This window comes from Aquaticitalea lipolytica, assembly GCF_014641635.1.
GTDB classification, from domain to species: Bacteria; Bacteroidota; Bacteroidia; order Flavobacteriales; family Flavobacteriaceae; genus Aquaticitalea; species Aquaticitalea lipolytica.
The window spans coordinates 1-17,744 of record NZ_BMIC01000009.1; the positions used below are offsets into that span (position 1 = coordinate 1).

The 17,744-nt window shown below is 29.4% G+C and carries 13 protein-coding genes; 5 read left to right on the plus strand and 8 right to left on the minus strand.

Annotated elements, in window-relative coordinates; genetic code table 11:
- On the minus strand, positions 1-2,863 hold a 2,863-nt coding region (locus tag IEW41_RS13580; RefSeq protein ID WP_188606926.1), incomplete at its 3' end, for a SusC/RagA family TonB-linked outer membrane protein.
- Between the two features lie 649 nt (positions 2,864-3,512).
- On the opposite strand from IEW41_RS13580, the gene IEW41_RS13585 reads away from it, so the two are divergent.
- Positions 3,513-4,241, plus strand: a complete 729-nt coding sequence (locus IEW41_RS13585; RefSeq protein ID WP_188606927.1) for a LytR/AlgR family response regulator transcription factor — start codon at positions 3,513-3,515, stop codon at positions 4,239-4,241.
- Positions 4,242-4,432: 191 nt separating this feature from the next.
- Here IEW41_RS13585 and IEW41_RS13590 read toward each other — a convergent pair whose 3' ends face one another.
- Entirely contained in the window at positions 4,433-5,128 is a 696-nt protein-coding gene (locus IEW41_RS13590; RefSeq protein ID WP_188606928.1) for a hypothetical protein, read from the minus strand.
- A gap of 237 nt (positions 5,129-5,365) precedes the next feature.
- Here IEW41_RS13590 and IEW41_RS13595 point away from each other — a divergent pair, with 237 nt between their 5' ends.
- Positions 5,366-6,118 carry a CPBP family intramembrane glutamic endopeptidase gene (locus IEW41_RS13595; RefSeq protein ID WP_188606929.1) on the plus strand — a complete coding sequence of 251 codons (753 nt, stop codon included), beginning with the start codon at positions 5,366-5,368 and terminating at the stop codon, positions 6,116-6,118.
- 1 nt (position 6,119) lies between these two features.
- Here IEW41_RS13595 and IEW41_RS13600 read toward each other — a convergent pair whose 3' ends face one another.
- Complete coding sequence (locus IEW41_RS13600) at positions 6,120-9,692, minus strand: ABC transporter permease/M1 family aminopeptidase (protein WP_188606930.1); 3,573 nt, start codon at positions 9,690-9,692, stop codon at positions 6,120-6,122.
- A gap of 2 nt (positions 9,693-9,694) precedes the next feature.
- Positions 9,695-10,585: an ABC transporter ATP-binding protein gene (locus IEW41_RS13605; protein ID WP_188606931.1), complete on the minus strand. Its 891-nt coding sequence runs from the start codon at positions 10,583-10,585 to the stop codon at positions 9,695-9,697.
- Positions 10,586-10,827: 242 nt separating this feature from the next.
- Here IEW41_RS13605 and IEW41_RS13610 point away from each other — a divergent pair, with 242 nt between their 5' ends.
- Genes IEW41_RS13610 through IEW41_RS13620 form a run of 3 tightly spaced genes read left to right on the plus strand, consistent with a single transcriptional unit; the run spans position 10,828 to position 13,940 of the window.
- The gene (locus IEW41_RS13610) at positions 10,828-12,099 is read left to right on the plus strand and encodes an amidohydrolase family protein (RefSeq protein ID WP_188606932.1); all 1,272 of its coding nucleotides are present in this window, start codon (positions 10,828-10,830) and stop codon (positions 12,097-12,099) included.
- Between the two features lie 21 nt (positions 12,100-12,120).
- On the plus strand, positions 12,121-13,245 hold the full coding sequence (locus IEW41_RS13615; protein WP_188606933.1) for a sensor histidine kinase: 1,125 nt from the start codon (positions 12,121-12,123) through the stop codon (positions 13,243-13,245).
- Positions 13,242-13,940 carry a LytR/AlgR family response regulator transcription factor gene (locus IEW41_RS13620; RefSeq protein ID WP_188606934.1) on the plus strand — a complete coding sequence of 233 codons (699 nt, stop codon included), beginning with the start codon at positions 13,242-13,244 and terminating at the stop codon, positions 13,938-13,940. Before IEW41_RS13615 ends, IEW41_RS13620 begins: the two co-directional genes overlap by 4 nt.
- Before the next feature lie 66 nt (positions 13,941-14,006).
- On the opposite strand, the gene IEW41_RS13625 is transcribed toward IEW41_RS13620, so the two are convergent.
- From IEW41_RS13625 to IEW41_RS13640, 4 genes are all read right to left on the minus strand, one after another.
- On the minus strand, positions 14,007-14,732 hold the full coding sequence (locus IEW41_RS13625; RefSeq protein WP_188606935.1) for an MBL fold metallo-hydrolase: 726 nt from the start codon (positions 14,730-14,732) through the stop codon (positions 14,007-14,009).
- A gap of 394 nt (positions 14,733-15,126) precedes the next feature.
- Complete coding sequence (locus IEW41_RS13630; protein WP_188606936.1) at positions 15,127-16,083, minus strand: hypothetical protein; 957 nt, start codon at positions 16,081-16,083, stop codon at positions 15,127-15,129.
- A gap of 3 nt (positions 16,084-16,086) precedes the next feature.
- On the minus strand, positions 16,087-16,806 hold the full coding sequence (locus IEW41_RS13635) for a DUF3108 domain-containing protein (protein ID WP_188606937.1): 720 nt from the start codon (positions 16,804-16,806) through the stop codon (positions 16,087-16,089).
- Between the two features lie 23 nt (positions 16,807-16,829).
- Positions 16,830-17,585, minus strand: a complete 756-nt coding sequence (locus IEW41_RS13640) for a cupin domain-containing protein (protein ID WP_188606938.1) — start codon at positions 17,583-17,585, stop codon at positions 16,830-16,832.
- Positions 17,586-17,744: the final 159 nt, after the last annotated feature.

Here is a 17,744-nt window from a genome sequence, read left to right on the forward strand (position 1 = left end):
TAAGCGCCATAGTTTCAGTAAATCTACTTGGAAGAGTATACCCTAACTGTAAACTACGTAATCTAATATAATCACCCTTTTGAAGAAATCTATCTGAATTTTGATTTGAATTACTAAATGGTCTAGGTAACACATTAGTATCTCCTGGATTTCTCCAGTAGTTAAATGCATCTAGTCTTTGATTATCAGAAACATTTGCTCCATCACTTAACATATTTTGTTCAGGTACGTTGAAAGTATAATTACCAACTTTATAGTAGAGGTTTGCAGACAAATCAAATCCACTGTATTGTACAGTTGTACTTACACTTCCATCTAAATCTGCAAAAGGAGATTTTCCAGATAATGCTACTTCATTTCCATTAGCATTATTAGTAACGTTTCCATCTACATCTAGATATAAAGCTTCTCCATTAGCAGGATTAACACCAGCATATCTTGTTAGAAAGAAAGTGTTTACTTCTTCGCCAACTCTTAATATAGAGAAGAAATTACTTGTAGTAAATAAATCACTCTCATTTACTCCTACTGTATTAGGATCATCTACATTAACTAATTTAGTTACCTCGTTATCATATAAGTTTAAATTAGCAGAAACTGTCCACTTTAATTTTTCATTACGAATAATATCTCCAGCTAATTCAAACTCAAGACCTTTATTAACCATTTCACCTAGGTTACCAGTAACAGCGTTACCACCTGTAGTTAATGATAATTGCTCATTCAATAATAAGTCAGAAGTTGTTCTGTTATAATAATCAATAAGACCTCTTAATCTATTATTAAATAATCCAAATTCAAGTCCAACACCGTAGTTGAAGTTTTGCTCCCATCCTAAATTTGGATCTCCAAAGTTATTTGGCACTATAGTGGTAAATCCATTATTATAAGCACCAAAACCATAAGTAGTAATTGATGAGTAGTTACCAATTTGGTCGTTACCAGAAGTACCTGCTGAAGCTCTTAACTTTAACGTACTAAAAGTTTTATTGCTTGCCATAAACTCTTCATTAGTAATATTCCAAGCAACAGAACCACTATAAAAATTACCATATTTAGAGTTTGTTCCAAATCTAGAAGACCCATCTCGTCTAACAGTAGCATTAATAATATATCTATTATCATAGTTATAATCAACGTTTGCTGCTAATGAAAATAACGAATACTCTGTACGATTACTCCCTACAGCAATTGGTGTAGCAGCAACATTTAATACTGATGGACCACCTACAACAAAACCTTGACCATTTGCTAAATAATTTCTAAAGTTATTTTTTACATATTCTGATAAAGCAGTAAGTTCTAGGTTATGAACATCACCAAAAGTATTTGTATATGTGATTTTATTTAGCCAAGTATATGTGAAATCAAATGAGCCGCTATCCGTTTTAGAACCAGTTGGCACACCACCATTAACAATTAAATCAAGTACTGAGCCAGGTTGTAAGAAAGTTTCATTTCTAAATTGCTCATAAACTCCTGAACCCTGAGTTAAAAATTTAATATTATCAGTTAATTTTAAATCTAAATATAAATTACCTAAAAATCTATTAAAATATCGAGTTCTAATATTTTGGTTTAACTCAGCAGACACAGGATAACCTTCATGTGTAGGGTTGTAAATTGGATTACCATTTGCATCTAAAACTTGATCACCATTTGCATCTAAAACAAATTTAGTTTCATATGGGTTATAATCATATATTGCTCTAAATGGGTTTTGAACGTTGTTTCTATCTCTTGGATCTCCATTTTCAATACTAGAGAAAGATAAACTTGAACCAATTTTAGCCCAATCTTTAATTTGATAATCAACATTTACACGACTTGTAAGCCTGTTAAATGCATTAATGTCTTGAATAATACCTGTATCTTCATCATAACCTAATGAGAAGAAATAATTCATTCTCTCTTCTCCACCTGAAGCCGTTAAACTTATAGACTTTTGAAGACCATCTTGTAATAAATCATCTTGCCAGTTGTGGTCTAGCCCTAAAAGCCTTTGATATTCTGCATTAGAAGAAATACCAGCGCCAATACCTTGACCTAGTTCTCTTTCATACTGAAGTTTTTGAGCTGCGTTCATCATAGTAAAGTTATCTTTAACTTTTCTACTTTTACCTATTCTTGAACTAAATTTGAAAATACCATCTTGACCTTTTTTACCTCTCTTAGTTGTAATAAGCACAACACCATTACCTCCACGAGCACCATAAATAGATGTAGATGCAGCATCTTTTAAAACACTTACAGATTCAACATCGTTAGGATTAATACCATTAACGTCATTTTCATTTACTTGAGCTCCATCAACAATATACAATGGTTGGTTACCTGCATTAATAGAACCAATACCACGAACTCTAATAAACGCAGTTTGACCAGGTTTACCATTCTGAGCCGTAACTTGTACGCCAGAAGCGACACCTTGAAGCATATTATCTATACTTACTGAAGGTGCTAATTTTTCTAAATCTTCTGAGGTAACATTAGATACCGCAGAAGTTAATTCATCTCTTGACTTTGTACTAAAACCAACAACTACAATTTCTGCTAAAGACTCAATGTCTTCTTGCATACTAATATTGATTGTATTGCTTGTTCCTACAACAGCAGACGTGCTTTTCATCCCTATGAATGAAAATACTAATGTTTCACCAACACTAGCCTTGATAGTATAATTACCATCGAAATCGGTTTGAACTCCTCTTGTAGTTCCTTTCACAATTACATTTACACCAGGTAATGGCAAACCGTCTGTAGCAGCGGTAACCGTACCAGTGACAGATTTCTCTTGTGCAAAAGAATTAAATGTTAAAAAAAAGAGTAATCCCATCAAAAATAAAAAGTTTTTTACTTTCATAAATTTTAATTTAAATTATTTTGAGTTAGTTTTTAGCAACTTAAAAAGGATGGTAGTGAAGAAAATTATTTTTGAAGACTAACTCAAAAAATATACTTACTGAATTATGAAATTAAAGTTAACATGGTTTAATACATAATAAATAATAAGACTCACCACCATGCCTTTTTGCAATTGCTGGAAGTAAAAAAACGATATTTAAGAACTAGTATGAAGAAGAATGTTTTAAACGTTTTAATTTTCATTTAAAAGGTTGCTAAAATGGTTATGAACGACATTAACTAAAAAAATAAATCAAAATAATATTATAAATGATTGAATATCTTTGATTTATGCTTTTATTTCAAAATAACATGAAATGCTTAAAAATATAATTAAACGGCATAAATTGTATATTTAATGTCTCATTAATGAAGTTAAAGGGTTATCAATTTTTATTTTTTTTTTGATAACTGCATTTTGATTTGTTAAGTAGATATTTTTTGCTTGTTAAAACAAGCAAAAAAGTATTTCTTTTAAATAAGTTCACATTTTATTCTAAATAATAACTTTAATATATCTTACATTATAAAATGATATAGATTACCCCTTTATTTAGTAAAGATTATCGCTATTAATTCTTTCATTTGAAATTAAAATTTTTAAGCCAATGATACAAGTATTAATTTTAGACGAAGATAAATTAAATAGAAAAAGGATTAAACAGCTTCTAAATAATTATGGATCAATTTTCATAATTAATGAATGCTCAGAAGTAAGTGAGTTAGAGTTCTTTTTAATTAATAACACTATTGATTTATTGATTTCTGATATCAATTTCAATAATGATGTTATCATTTTTGACTTTTTAGAGAAATTCTCTAGCTCGGCTGATTTTCTTACAATTATAGTTTCCGAAGATAACAACTTTGCACTAAAGGCCTTTGAATATCAAATATTCGATTATTTATTAAAGCCATTCTCCGATGTCAGGTTTGTTGAATCAATTCAAAATTTTATCAAAAATCATTTGACTACAAAAAAGGAAATATCAAATAAAGAAACATTAATAAACCATGATAAATTTCCTTTGAAATTGGCAAATAAAATATTGTTCATTAATAATTGTGAAATTAAATATATAAAAGCATCAGGTGGCTATTCTGAGGTATATACCAAAGAGAAAAAATTTGTTATAAGAGAAGCAATAAGTAAGTTTGATAATATGCTGCCAAATAGCTTTATTAGAATTCACAGATCAACTATAGTTAATGTCGAATTTATAAAGGAAGTTATGTATTCTAATTATGGAGATTTAACTATTAAAATTGATAGTGGAGAATTATTAAGAATCGGAAAAACTTATAAATCAAATTTTAAAAGTTCCACAAAAATTTGATAACACCAAACATCTTCTGTCAAAGTCTTTTAATTGTAATTTGTTAAATTCTGTTTTGTATTTATAATAATTCATGTAGCTAACAACTATGCGGTTAACTGACATAAAATGAATTTTTTAATTATATAAATATCATAAAATTTGATAATGTAATTTAGTTTTTGTAAATAAATAAGATTAAGTTTTAAATATTATTTATTTAGTTCATTGTAATAAAGGTCGCTCTTAAATCCAAATTTATTTAATTGTCCAACTTTACAACTAAGGAATTCTTTATTGAAATTTATTTCTGCAAAATTCATTTTGTATTTTAAATTTCTTGAATCAATAAATGATATTTTAATTTCATTAATTAAACTTTTTTCTGTATGATATTCAATCTCGTATTCTGAATAGCTAAACAAATCTTTATTAGACTTTATAATTTTTACTTTACCCTTCTTTATCTTAAATGGATTATTATAAAAATGATAAATTAAAAAATATTCATTTGATTTAAAGCACCAAATATTGTTCCCTAAGGGAACTACTGCAGGTATAACTAATACATTATTACAATAAGAAACAGAGTAACTCCATTTTTTTGTCTTAAATATTGAACCCGTGAGATTAAACGGACTTTTTGTTATCAAGCTATCTATTTTTTTATCTCTAGAATTTACTCCATAATAAGTGTAAAATGATTCAACTACGGATAGTCCATTATCTTTTTTTACTTCAACACATTTATCATACCCTTTACCCGTAACTGTTTTTGGAGTTTTCGTACAAAATCTTTTATTTATTATAACATCTACATCAATACTTTTTTTTAATGTTTTCTTGTAATAAAATTCATTTTTATCTTTTAGTTGTCCATTAGTTTTACAACTAAAATAAAAAATCAAAATAAGTAAGTATAAATGTTTATTTAATCTTAATTTAAGCATTATCTATAATAATTAAATCATTAATAAAATTAATTAATTGTAATAAAAACTTAAGTCATTCGATAATTTGATATTCATTTTTGATGGACATATAAAAAAATCAACCTTAATAAACAGTATTTTTGGGAAATAAGATTTGATAGTTATATATCTTATCTTTTATACATCAATCAATCAATCAATTAATTAACACCAATGAATTTACTTAAATCAAAAGGAGTGCTTTATCTATTAGTAGTACTCATGTTAACCGTATTAGGCGTATTTATAATACACCAATTACAACTAAAAAGTATTTATTTCAGATACACAGTTGCATTACCTGGAATTATAGCACTGTTATTTCTTACTACTAAAAAAGAAATGAGTTTTCCTGAATTTACAAAGCAGTTTATAGTTACTAAAAAGAGCATTAAATGGCTTTTATTAGCGTTAATCTTTTATACTTTAGTTTCTTATTTATCAACAGGGATTTCATATTTATTTTTTAAAGGAAACTTTGTTTTAATTCCAATCTTTCAAATTCCACTCTCTAAAGTATGGTTAATATTCGTTTTGGCATTTTTCGAAGAAATTGGTTGGAGAGGTTACGGTTTACCTATTTTGATTAAAAAGACAAGTCTAGTATTTGCCAGTCTTATTGTAGGTGTAATATGGGCATTATGGCATTTTCCAGGTTACTTAGTTAATTTTGGAGCTCCCAATGACATCCCATTTATTTTATTTGTTGTTTGGGTTATTGCGGCCTCCTTTATCTTTACTTGGTTGTACATAAAATCAAACTACAATATTTGGACTGCAGTATTATTACATTTTGGAGCAAACATGAGCTTACAATTATATCCAATAATGCCTTCCATAGCAGGAACGTCTTATACATTTTACATAATGACTTTAATAGTAGTGATAATTACAATTATTATATATTCAAAAAAGCATCAATTATAAACTAATTTAAGTAAAAAACATTATCAGTCAAATTTTTATCCAAACGTGTGCTGTAAGGATCTATTACTATATAAGTTGGTAATTCATCTACTATTATTTTAAATGTCATATTGTTTTTGTCAATCATATAAGGCTTTAAAGAGAGCATATTTTCAGTAGAGGAAATTATATCGGGATGTCGGGTAAATAATCCTATTTGTATGGGCTCATTTATTGAAATTGACTTTTCTTCTCCATTATCTAAAGTCCTAAATCGATTAGCTGAAACATCAACTGTAACTTCATATTTATTATCAAGCTGCTTAATTGTACCTTTGCTTATTTTTAAATCGTAGGTAACAACCTTTTTTAACCAATCATCCACTAACAGTTTGTATTCATTAGGCACATAGTTATTAAGTTCTTCAAAAAACTCAAGAAAACTTGCATTTAAATTTATATCTCCTTTATTTTTATCTATAGTATTTTTTATAGCCATATTAAGTTCATCCTCTCCTATTAATTCTTTTAATGCTAACATTACTGTATAGCTTTTTCCATAAGCCAGATAGCTTTGTCCATCTAAAAATTGAAGCGAAGGTTCCTTTTCTGACGCAAATGAACGTCCTGAAAAATAGGTCTGATTGGCTGTTGCGCTTAATTGTCTAACACTACTCATTCCATATTCTTTTGACATAATGACAGCTTCAGCATATTTCGCAAAGCCCTCAACAAGAAAAGATGCCCCTGGTCCATATTTTGGTGTTAAAATATGGCCAAACCATTGATGAGCAACTTCGTGAATCGTTCGTTTAGCAACCAAGTCAAAGTTTCCTTCCACAGTATTGTTAACTAAATATAAACGGTTTTCGACCATACTTATGGTTCCTGGATGGGCAAAACCACCAAATGGCCAATAACTTGGAATTTCTACAATGCGTAAGTGATTGAATGGGTATGGCCCAAAATTTTGTGCACAATAATCTAAAGCAAGTTTTACGTTTTCTTGTATGTTTTCTATATTGTATGGTTGTGATATATCATAATATTGTTCAATAGAGATACCTTTATAGTTCTCTTTTTTAATGGCATAGGCACCAGAAAAATAAGCGATACTTGGTATGATTTTATGTGATGCCTTATATTGGTAGAAGTTACGATTGTTTTTAGACCATTTCTTTATGAAATCGCCAGGGGCTATTGCTGTTTGATCACTCTCAGTTGATATAGTTGTTTCAAAATAAATCTTTCTGACATTTGGATTATCATCATTTTGTAAATGAAGGTCATTTGTGACTATCTCTTCTCGCTTTGGCAAACCTCGCTTTTGCCGTTCAAAAGCATTGGTTATTTCTACCCTCTTTCTGTAACCCAAGACAGGCTCAAAACTATTGGAAGTAATGTAGGTGCCATTATTGACAATAGCATCATCTATATCAAAACCGTCTTTCTTTTTTTCTAATTCGTAAAATAAATGTACTTTTTCCTTTGGAAGTATAGGCCTGTCAAACTCATATAAATAAGTACTGTATGTAGTATCGTATTTTATCAATCTTGCTCGTTCGAGTTTTATTGCTTTTAAAGGAAGTCTTTCAAAAATCAACATTTTATCTATAGGCTTATTATGCGTGTTTTCTAAAACACAATCAGCATTTATAACATACTTTCCCTCTTTGGGGTACAAATCTACTTTTGTTTTAATATCAATAAAGACCAATTGTCCTAATGACTCAAATCTTTTATAGTTTTTTTCATAGCCTTCTCGAAAATCTAAATCGTCAGTCTTTGTTGAATATTCTGTAGCTACATTAGTATTGTAAAAGATAGCCACTACTAATACCATAAATATTGAAATCTGCATTACAAAAAGCAGGCGTGTGGATTTTGACCAATTTGAAGTTAGCTCTTGTATCTTAAATTTTAAACCATACGTAGTTCCACGCTTCCAAATTTTAAAGGAAATGAATGTCAAAATACTTCCCAATACTATCCAACATATTGCATAATAGTGAAAACGTGTTGCATAGTCTCCATATCCAATCATATTGCTAAATTCTACATAGGGTAACTTTCCTATTTTTAATAAAGGATGTTCAATCCCAATACTCCCTGCAACTGGACTTTGAAAGATAATTATGAGTAACCCAGTAGTTATCATTCCAAGATATTTATTTGGAGAAATTGCTTGAATAAATAAAGCCAGCATTATACTAAATAACATTCCAATACCCATAAAGTAAAACATCGATGCATATTGCCAAATTTCAAAATGATAATAGTTATTAGTTATTTGAAAGGCTATAGCAATCAGAATGCTTATTGATATCAATACGATTGGAAGCATTACAAGTGTAACGCCTTTTGAAAGGAAAAGAGCAGTATTTGAAACTGGCGTAGCGTCAATAATTCCGTCAAAATTTAAACTACGCTCCCTCCAAACCAATTCTCCACTATAAAAAATAATCAATAACAAACACATTACTGGAAATGGGTCTTTAATAAGTTCAATCAACAAATTTGTTGTAGGATATAAACTATCATTGTATGCTCCACCGCTATTAATCTTAATATAAATTTCTGAAGCAACAATAAACACCCACAATAAAAAGACAGCTATAAAAGGCAGGCTTTTAAATAGACTATTAAGTTCTATTCTTAATAATGACATTAGGCTTAACAGTTTTGATTTTGTATTGAGCTTAATATTATTGATCGTCTTGTATGTTTTTTTCTGAAAAATTTTGTCCCCTTCTTTTTCTGTTTTTTTTATTTTTATTGGATTTAACTTCTTGAAAGAAAATACTTTGTAAGTAACGCTTAATGCTAAAAAGGAAACCATTAACCATACAACTCTATTCCACATAAAATATCCAGAGAAGTGAAGCAACTCTGTGTTTTTTTGAAATGGTGTCCAAAATTGGGTTTGTTCAAAGAAAGCCGATAGTCCAAAAGGGTCTGCAAGTGCAGCAAAGAACATATTTTCAGATGTTCCTGGAACAGTATTCGCCATTAATGGTGAGTTAAAATACATAGAGCAAATAAAATAAGCGGCATATATAAATATGGCACTTACATAAGTAGCAATGCTGTTTTTGGTTAAAGCACTCACTGAAAAAATAATGGCTGTACATATAAATATATTTGGCACTACAATGGTTAACCAGGTCCACACATAATAAATCAAATGAAATTTCATTAATCGCTCTGGGTCCAAACTAGGTGATAGAGTTCCCAAAAAATAACCCAACAAAGCCATTGTAAAAACGAATAAACTAACTGCAAAAGCACCAAAAAATCGACTAAAGAAATAATTCCATTTTTGTACCGAAGTTGTATATATAAGTGATTCTGTGTTATACCTTTTATCCCTTAAAATACCATTAATAGAAAAAAACATAATGGCAAAGACGGAACCCAACGATGTTAATGCCGTATTGTAACTTATTTGATAGGCAGAATTAAAATTGACATTTGCGGGTGCAAAACCTTGACTGCCCAACATATAGCCAAAAGCAAGAAAAATAATACTAAAAGCAATAAAAGCTTTTTGTTTTAATTGATAATTGGCTTCAAAACATAATAAAGAAGTTAACATAATTATAAGGCTATAGATTGATTAAGTTTTGATAATGCCAAAAAGTAAACACTCTCCAAGTCAGGTTTAATAGGCTCAAATCCTGTATCAGGCTGTGTTTCAGAGAAGACTTTAACTTGGGTTTTTCCAGAAACTAATTTCGTTGAAATCACACAATGCTCTTTTTGATAATAATCGAGCTGGCTTTTATCTATAGTTTTTGCCCAAATATGTCCTTCTAATCTTTTGGTAAGCTCTATTGGGTTTCCTTGAGCAATGATTTTTCCTTTATCCAAAATCGCCATATTAGAGCACAAATCTCTAACGTCTTCTACAATATGTGTGGAAAGTATTACAATAATATTTTCGCCTATTTCGCTCAATAGGTTCAAAAAACGATTTCGCTCTTCTGGGTCTAAACCTGCGGTAGGCTCATCTACTATTATCAATTGTGGATTACCTAATAAAGCTTGTGCAATACCAAATCGTTGACGCATTCCTCCAGAAAAGGTATGAACGGCTTTCTTACGGTGTTGAAATAAATTTGTTTGTTGCAATAAAGCGTCAACTTGATTTTTGCGTTCTTCCTTATTTATAATCCCTTTTAGTACCGCAAGATGATTTAATAAATTTTGGGCACTAATCTTGGGGTAGACACCAAATTCTTGAGGTAGATAACCTAATTGTTTTCTTATCTCTTGTGGATGAGCTGTTATATTCACATCATTAAAAAAAACAACCCCTGAAGAAGGCTCTTGCAATGCGGCTATAGTTCTCATTAAAGATGATTTCCCCGCTCCATTTGGCCCTAACAAACCAAACATGCCATTAGATACCGATAATGAAATATTATCTAATGCTTGGACACCATTTGGATAAGTTATTGACAAACTATCAATTTTTAAGGTATTCATATTATACAATTTTGTGCTGCAAACATAAAGTCTTATCATTTCCGTGCGAAACAATAATGATGTAGTCCACTATTATCTATATGAATTGTGTTCAAACAACCTTAAACGATGTTTGTGGCAAAAAACACTATGTTTGTGCTGAATCATTTATGGTTTATCAAATTAGTTATGCCTAAAAATTCAACTCATCTATTTTTGCTTTATATAAAACAAATAAATATTTTATTTAGATGAGACATTTTATGAAAACTACATTATTGTTATTGATGACTTTCTTCTCGATAACTTATATTCAAGCTCAAAAAGCAATTCTATTAGAAAACTTCAATTTAATTGATGGTACTGGACGAGATCTTCAAAAAAACAAAAGTTTACTGATTAGGGCAGATACAATTCATTCCATATTTAATTATGGAGACAAAATTCTTATTGATGATTTTGAAACCATTGATATGTCTGGCAAGTATTTATTACCTGGTCTAATAGATGGTCATACGCATCTCGCAACAGACCCAAGTTCCAACAATACCATTTCAATAGTAGAAAAGCAACTAAAATTTATGCTAGCCCATGGTATTACTGGAGTTCGTGATATGGGTGGTGATGCAAGATTGTTGTCCTATTTATCACGACAAGCATTACTGGATGAAATTGAATCACCTGACATATACTATTCTGTTATAATGGCAGGTCCGCGGTTTTATTCAAGAGATAATCGTGTAAACAGAGGATCTAAAGGAGTTAATGTTGGAGAAGCACCATGGATGCAATCGATTAACACTAACACAAATATTGAGTTGGCTATTGCCAAAGCCAAAGGTACTGGAGCTATTGGAATAAAGCTCTATTCAGATTTGAACGAAGAAATGATAAAAAACATCACAGAAGAAGCTCGTAAACAAGGAATGCTAGTTTGGGCACATGCGGCTATATTTCCAGTATTACCATCTCTAATAGTAAATGCAGATGTTAATGCACTATCACATGCTGCCTTATGGTCTTCAGAACAATTAGTTCATGCTGCTGAAAAAGGTAAACGTCCAGTAATTGATACTGTTTTAAACAATAGTGCCCCAAAATTAGAGAAACTAGCTATTCTTATGGCGCAGAAAAATATTTTTTTAGACCCAACTGTGATTGTTTTTAAAAATGCTAAACCAACCTCTATCTACAACAATGGATTGCTAGCTACAAAAATTGCTTTTAGCAATGGTGTGAAATTAACTCTAGGCACAGATAGACCCTACGATGTAGAAAACTCAGAAGAAATTCCTTTAATTGAAGAAATGGAAGCATTAGTTAGAGATGCCCATATTCCCGCGATTGAAGTTATAAAGGCTGCGACAAAAAACTCAGCAGATTTATTAAATATTGGTGATTACGTTGGCACTATTGAAACCGGAAAAAAAGCGAACATTCTTGTTGTTGATAAAAATCCATTAGATGATATGAGAAATCTTTTGGAAGTATTCAAGGTTTTTAAAAATGGAGCTGTCGTAAAAGGTGCTAATTAACTTTTCAATACATTTGTTAATATGATTAATTTTTTAAAAAATATTAAAGCTATCGTTTTTGGCATTCTTATCACTGCACTTATTACATTGATATTATGGCATTTTAAATTTATAATCATTGATGAAACCGCCATTACAGAAAACCTAATAATCTTTAGTGTATGGTGGCTAATAGTAAGTATTATAATTCACAATTTTAATTTTTTTAGGAGTAACAAAGTCATTGTATACAAAGTTCTCTTTTTGCTTTTAGTATTTATTGTAGCTGTTATCATCGATTTAAAGTTGAATATGCCAGACAACCCTATTACTGTTACTTTTCTTGTATTATTTTGGATAGGTGTATGTTATCTCATTGTACCAAAATTTTTCATGAAATATCGAATACCAATATTGTTGATTTATGGAGGAACTTTGTCTTATTTTATCTATGTGAGATTGGGTTATGACACCTCAATATACTTTAAAGAGTATAAAGAAAACGTTATAAATTTATTGTTAATTCCTATTCCAGTAATCGCTTTATTGTATTTTTTTGAGCAATGGAAATGGTTAAAACATCTAAAAGCAAAAAAAGACAAAGCAGAATTAACACTACTTAAAAGTCAAATTAATCCACACTTCTTTTTTAATACGCTAAACAATTTATACGGACTAACAGTTGAGAAATCTGATAAAGCCCCCGAAGTTGTTTTGAAATTATCAGATATGATGAGGTACACAATCTACGAAGGAAAGAAAGATTTTGTATCTCTGAAGGATGAAATATCCTATTTAGAAAGCTATATTGAATTACATAAAATAAGGTTTCAGAAGCGCGCAGATATTAAGTTTAATTACGATCTTGAAAAAGATTATCAAATTACACCTCTCCTATTTATTGTTATGTTGGAAAATGCCTTTAAACATGGTGTTGAAAGTTTGATGGAAGATGCTTATATTCATGTTGATATTAAAGCTAACTCCAATAAAATCGTGTTCCAGATAGAAAATAATTTTGAGGAAAAAGATATTGAACATCATAAAGGTATTGGTCTCTCCAATTTGAAAGAACGATTAGAAATCACCTATCCAAACAAGCACAAATTAATAATTGAAGAAACAAAACATACATATAAAGCCATGTTAGAATTGAATACACAATGAAAAGCTATGTTATTATAGATGATGAACCAATAGCACATCGTATTATTGAAAAGTATTGCGAAAATTTGACATATTTAAATAAAATTGGGAATTGCTACAATGCGTTTGAAGCGATGAAGCTATTAAACGAACAATGTATAGATTTAATTTTTTTAGATATCAATATGCCTAAACTATCTGGTTTCGATTTTTTAAAAACACTTCAAAATCCTCCTAAAATCATTGTTACAACCGCATACAAAGAATTTGCATTAGAGGGTTACGAGTTGAATATTTCTGATTATCTCTTAAAACCATTTTCGTTAGAGCGGTTTATAAAAGCTATTAATAAGACGTTTGAAAATACCCATTCAAGTTCTATAAGTCATAGCTCATTAGCTACAACTGAAAACGAAAATGTTTTTATAAAAGGGGATAAAAAAACGCATCAAGTTAACATTAACGAAATATTATTCATTGAAGCCTATGGTAATTATACCAAATTTTATTTTGAGAATAACATGATATTAAGTCATGAAAAGATATCCAAATTAGAAACGATTTTACCTCAAGATAAGTTTTTACGTGTTCATAAGTCATTCATTGTATCTATTTCAAAAATTGAAACTATTGTTGGAAATCGAATATTGATGTTAGATCACAAAATTCCTATCGGTCAGACATATAAGAAACAAATCAATAATCTCTTATCATAAGAGTTCATATTTTTTAATACTTCGAAACAAAAGAGTATTAATACGACAAAAGATGAAAACTCTATTTTATTCAGAAAAAATAATCTCTAATTGCTTATTTAAAACAATTACGTTTTTATACCCCAAACTCTCAATATAATCCTCAACTTTTGAATAATTCTTCGTAGGTATATGTCCTGCAAGTATTTTTTTTGGATTAATATATTCTAGAATTATTTTTTTATTTTCTAAATCCCCCAACTCCCAGAATGGTAAAATAAGAACATCTATGTTTTCATTTATCAAACCTAATTTCTCTATATTGATATCTATTTTAGAATCACCAAAGTGTAAAATTTTCTTTTCACCTAAAGTTATTAAATAAGCTATATTTTCAGCTTCTTTCCAAGGAGACTCTCCTGAATGTTCAAGTCTATACATCTCAATTTCAATACCATTTAGAGTTACTGTTTTACTTTCAAAAAAGTTGGGAGTTTCAGATTTTATTTGAGAAGAGATCGTATGAAACTCATTGAAATTTTCTTCAAAATTTGCTACAGTTTCTTTCGGTCCTAAAAACATTGTTTTTTTATTTCGTAGAAGATGACTTCCTGTTATTTCTGCATTAAAATGATCACCATGTAAATGTGTAGCAAGTATAATATCAATATATTTATAATTACTTTCAGCATTTTTAATTTTATCCAATTCAGCATTTGGAAGCACATCTAAATGCTCAAACTCTTTGTCGAAAGTGGCATCAATTAAAATTTGTTTACTATCACACTTTATAAGCAAGCCTTCGTTAGCCAAATATTGTATTTCTAACTTTTGGGCTATAGATATTGATGGTAATGCAAAAAGAAATGCTAAAATAATTGCTGTTTGTATTGTTTTGATAATTCTTTATTTTTTTAATATTTCAATCAGAAGTGACTGGCTAATCATTCCATTTTTCTGATACTTGCCTCGTAACTTTAATTCATTTTTCTGCTTTAATAAGCATATCATCATTTCACTTTCTAGCTGCTCCAATTGAGCACCTAATCCTTTTATAACTCACTTATACCCTTTCAATTGCAATTTTATTTTTCAAGTTTGTAAAATCCCCCTTTATTTGATTAAAACTGAATTGACAAAGTCTCTATCATTTTATAATTACCTAGTTCTTTTTTAAAATCCTGTTTATCATCGGACCAACTATATATTACTCTTCCTTTAATGTTTTTTTATAGTAATTACCCAATTCTTCATTTATATACAATACTTCTGGTATATCCTTTCTTAATCCTACTTTCCATCCATCAAAAAATTCCCAGTCTTCATTTATAAAAATAGGTTTTCCATATAATTCAATTAGCATTTCTCTTAATCTTCCCTCTTCCTCTTTTCCTGTTAGTATCCATACTTTATTTAATTTATTATTCCCAAATCTAGCTTCAAATTTTCTCGGAAAACCTGCATATTCAATACCATAACAATTTATTTGAAATTGAGCATTTGGATCTGAACCGTCTAACGTATCTAACTGTGTAAGCTTCCCTTTTTCATTAAACTTTGGCAATAATTCTTCCATAGATTTACCCATATGGATAAATTCAGGTAAACTAACAGAGGTAGTATATTTTTTTAATTCATTAGATTTATCTAATAACGGGTTATTCCAAGTAAATAGTCCAAGGTGTGTGGCTTCAGGTGTTAAAAACCAAGCTTTATTTTTATTAATAAATACAAAAAATAACTCTTGAACATAAACAGAATATCCCATATATATTTGTGGTGAAACTTTAATATTAGAAAGAAAAATTTTTTGCATGTCGCCCATAGCTTCAATATAGACTAGTTTATCATCAGAAAAAGTAAATACAACTCTATCTAAAGTACCTGTTCTTAAAATAGTACTATTAGCTATTAAATGAGTTTCTTCATTTTTTGATAATGGAAAACTAATGTCGCTATTTTTAACAATTTCTGTAGAATTTGAGATTGTGAGCAGTTCTTTTTGAGCTTTCTCAACTGAAATACCAAATTGGATACCTTCTGGAAAATTAAATAGAGTTTGAGAAAAAGTACTATTTAATAATCCGAAATGCAATAGAAATAGAATGGTTTTAATAATTTTTAGATTCACTATGGTTGTTACCTTGTTTATATATTTTTTCATTTTTTATAATTTAACCAATTCAATAGTCAATGGCTGTCCAACAACCTCAACTTTAATAATACGTCTTGGGTAGTCTTTTCTCAAATAAATAATATTTGAAATCTGCTTTTCTCCTTCAAATGACAACTTATAAGTATTAAATTTTCCCGCTTTCACTGTAACTTCCTCCTCACCTAAATACTTTAAATTCATGGTTGCAGTTTTACCACTGTCCATAAAAAATGTTTCTATAGACTCATTCAAGTTTTCATAATTCGATAAAGAAGGAAGTAGCGCAAAAACTTCCGCTCGAAGTACAACCTCTTTTTGAAAAATAGTATCTACGATGGTTTTTTTTCTTGACCTCCCTGATAAATTAAATGAGGCTTTTATATCCTTATTGGTAGTACGATTGATGTCCACTTTTAAAGTGTCTGCATCGGTCCACATTTTCATATCCACAATAGCAGTGTTTAGTTTTTGCCTGTCGAACTTTAATATAAAGGTCTCATTGACAACTCCAGTTAAAACAGATTCATCCTTAAAAATAATCTCATCTTCATTTATTTGAGTTTCCCAAACCCAATGACCAACTACTTTATCATTTTGAATCATTTGAAATGAGTCAATCCTTGTTTCCAATTGTTCTATTTTTACTTTTTTTCCCAACCACTCATTTTTTTGTGAATAGAGATTAGTTGATAAAAATGTGAAAACCATAATTGTATAAAATGCTTTTTTCATTCTGTATATTTTAGTTATAATAATTAGTGATGTGTTTCTTTACCATACTTTTTTAAAGCAGTATTTACATCCAAGATAGGGACTCGCATAGTTCCATCACTCAAATTTTGCTTTTCAAAAATATCTATATTATGAATATCTGTAGCCTTGCCTTTTAAATCGAGCATAATAACATCGAAAGTAAAGGCTGTATCAGTATTGGCAACAAACCAATGTACATTATCCTTTTCATCAGATATAGAAGAGCTATCACCTATTTTAGCCAATTTATCAATGGTTGGTTTTATAATTAAATTATCTCCTTCCTTTCTTATTTTTTCATAATGTCTCAAATGCATTTCTCCGTTAAGCACTAAATGAGCTGATGCCATATTACTATGTCCATGTGGGATAATTGCTCTATCTTTTTTCATTCCAAATATTTTCTTAATGAATACAGTATTTTCAGGAAGTCCATCTAATTTTGGAAAAAAAACAGGTTTGGTATTCACACCTAAATCTGGATATTGAAACCCTGTCTGCAGTTTCCTAAAATCTATAAATTTTATTAAGTCGTTTAATTCTATGTCTTTATATAATTCGTCAATCAAACTTTGCCATTCTTTTGGCGTAATGGTTTGCTTTTTTAAATCAGAACAATATTCATTAAGTTTAATTGCCCAATGTTTGGTTAAAGGGTTAATATGGTTTATAAATGCATTGGTTGCAAAAAGAGAGTCCATTAATGCATAACTTATGATTGTTGCTAATAGTCCTTTTGTAAATTCTTTCCTGTTCATATTTTTCATTTTTAATCCACTAATACGTGAGTGGATTTAACAAAGCTAGGGCTGGATTTAATTTGTGCTTGTTTAAATAACTATTATAATCATACCCACTTTATTCTATCTTAAGCTATTTTTCAATTCAATGTTCTCAATCATATTAATATCAATTTG

Bases quoted from the DNA above. Each gene is read 5' to 3' on its own strand.
- IEW41_RS13585 (WP_188606927.1), top strand. From the start codon at position 3,513: ATGATACAAGTATTAATTTTAGACGAAGATAAATTAAATAGAAAAAGG.
- IEW41_RS13595 (WP_188606929.1), top strand. From the start codon at position 5,366: ATGAATTTACTTAAATCAAAAGGAGTGCTTTATCTATTAGTAGTACTC.
- IEW41_RS13600 (WP_188606930.1), bottom strand. From the start codon at position 9,692: ATGTTAACTTCTTTATTATGTTTTGAAGCCAATTATCAATTAAAACAA.
- IEW41_RS13605 (WP_188606931.1), bottom strand. From the start codon at position 10,585: ATGAATACCTTAAAAATTGATAGTTTGTCAATAACTTATCCAAATGGT.
- IEW41_RS13610 (WP_188606932.1), top strand. From the start codon at position 10,828: ATGAAAACTACATTATTGTTATTGATGACTTTCTTCTCGATAACTTAT.
- IEW41_RS13615 (WP_188606933.1), top strand. From the start codon at position 12,121: ATGATTAATTTTTTAAAAAATATTAAAGCTATCGTTTTTGGCATTCTT.
- IEW41_RS13620 (WP_188606934.1), top strand. From the start codon at position 13,242: ATGAAAAGCTATGTTATTATAGATGATGAACCAATAGCACATCGTATT.
- IEW41_RS13630 (WP_188606936.1), bottom strand. From the start codon at position 16,083: ATGAAAAAATATATAAACAAGGTAACAACCATAGTGAATCTAAAAATT.
- IEW41_RS13635 (WP_188606937.1), bottom strand. From the start codon at position 16,806: ATGAAAAAAGCATTTTATACAATTATGGTTTTCACATTTTTATCAACT.
- IEW41_RS13640 (WP_188606938.1), bottom strand. From the start codon at position 17,585: ATGAACAGGAAAGAATTTACAAAAGGACTATTAGCAACAATCATAAGT.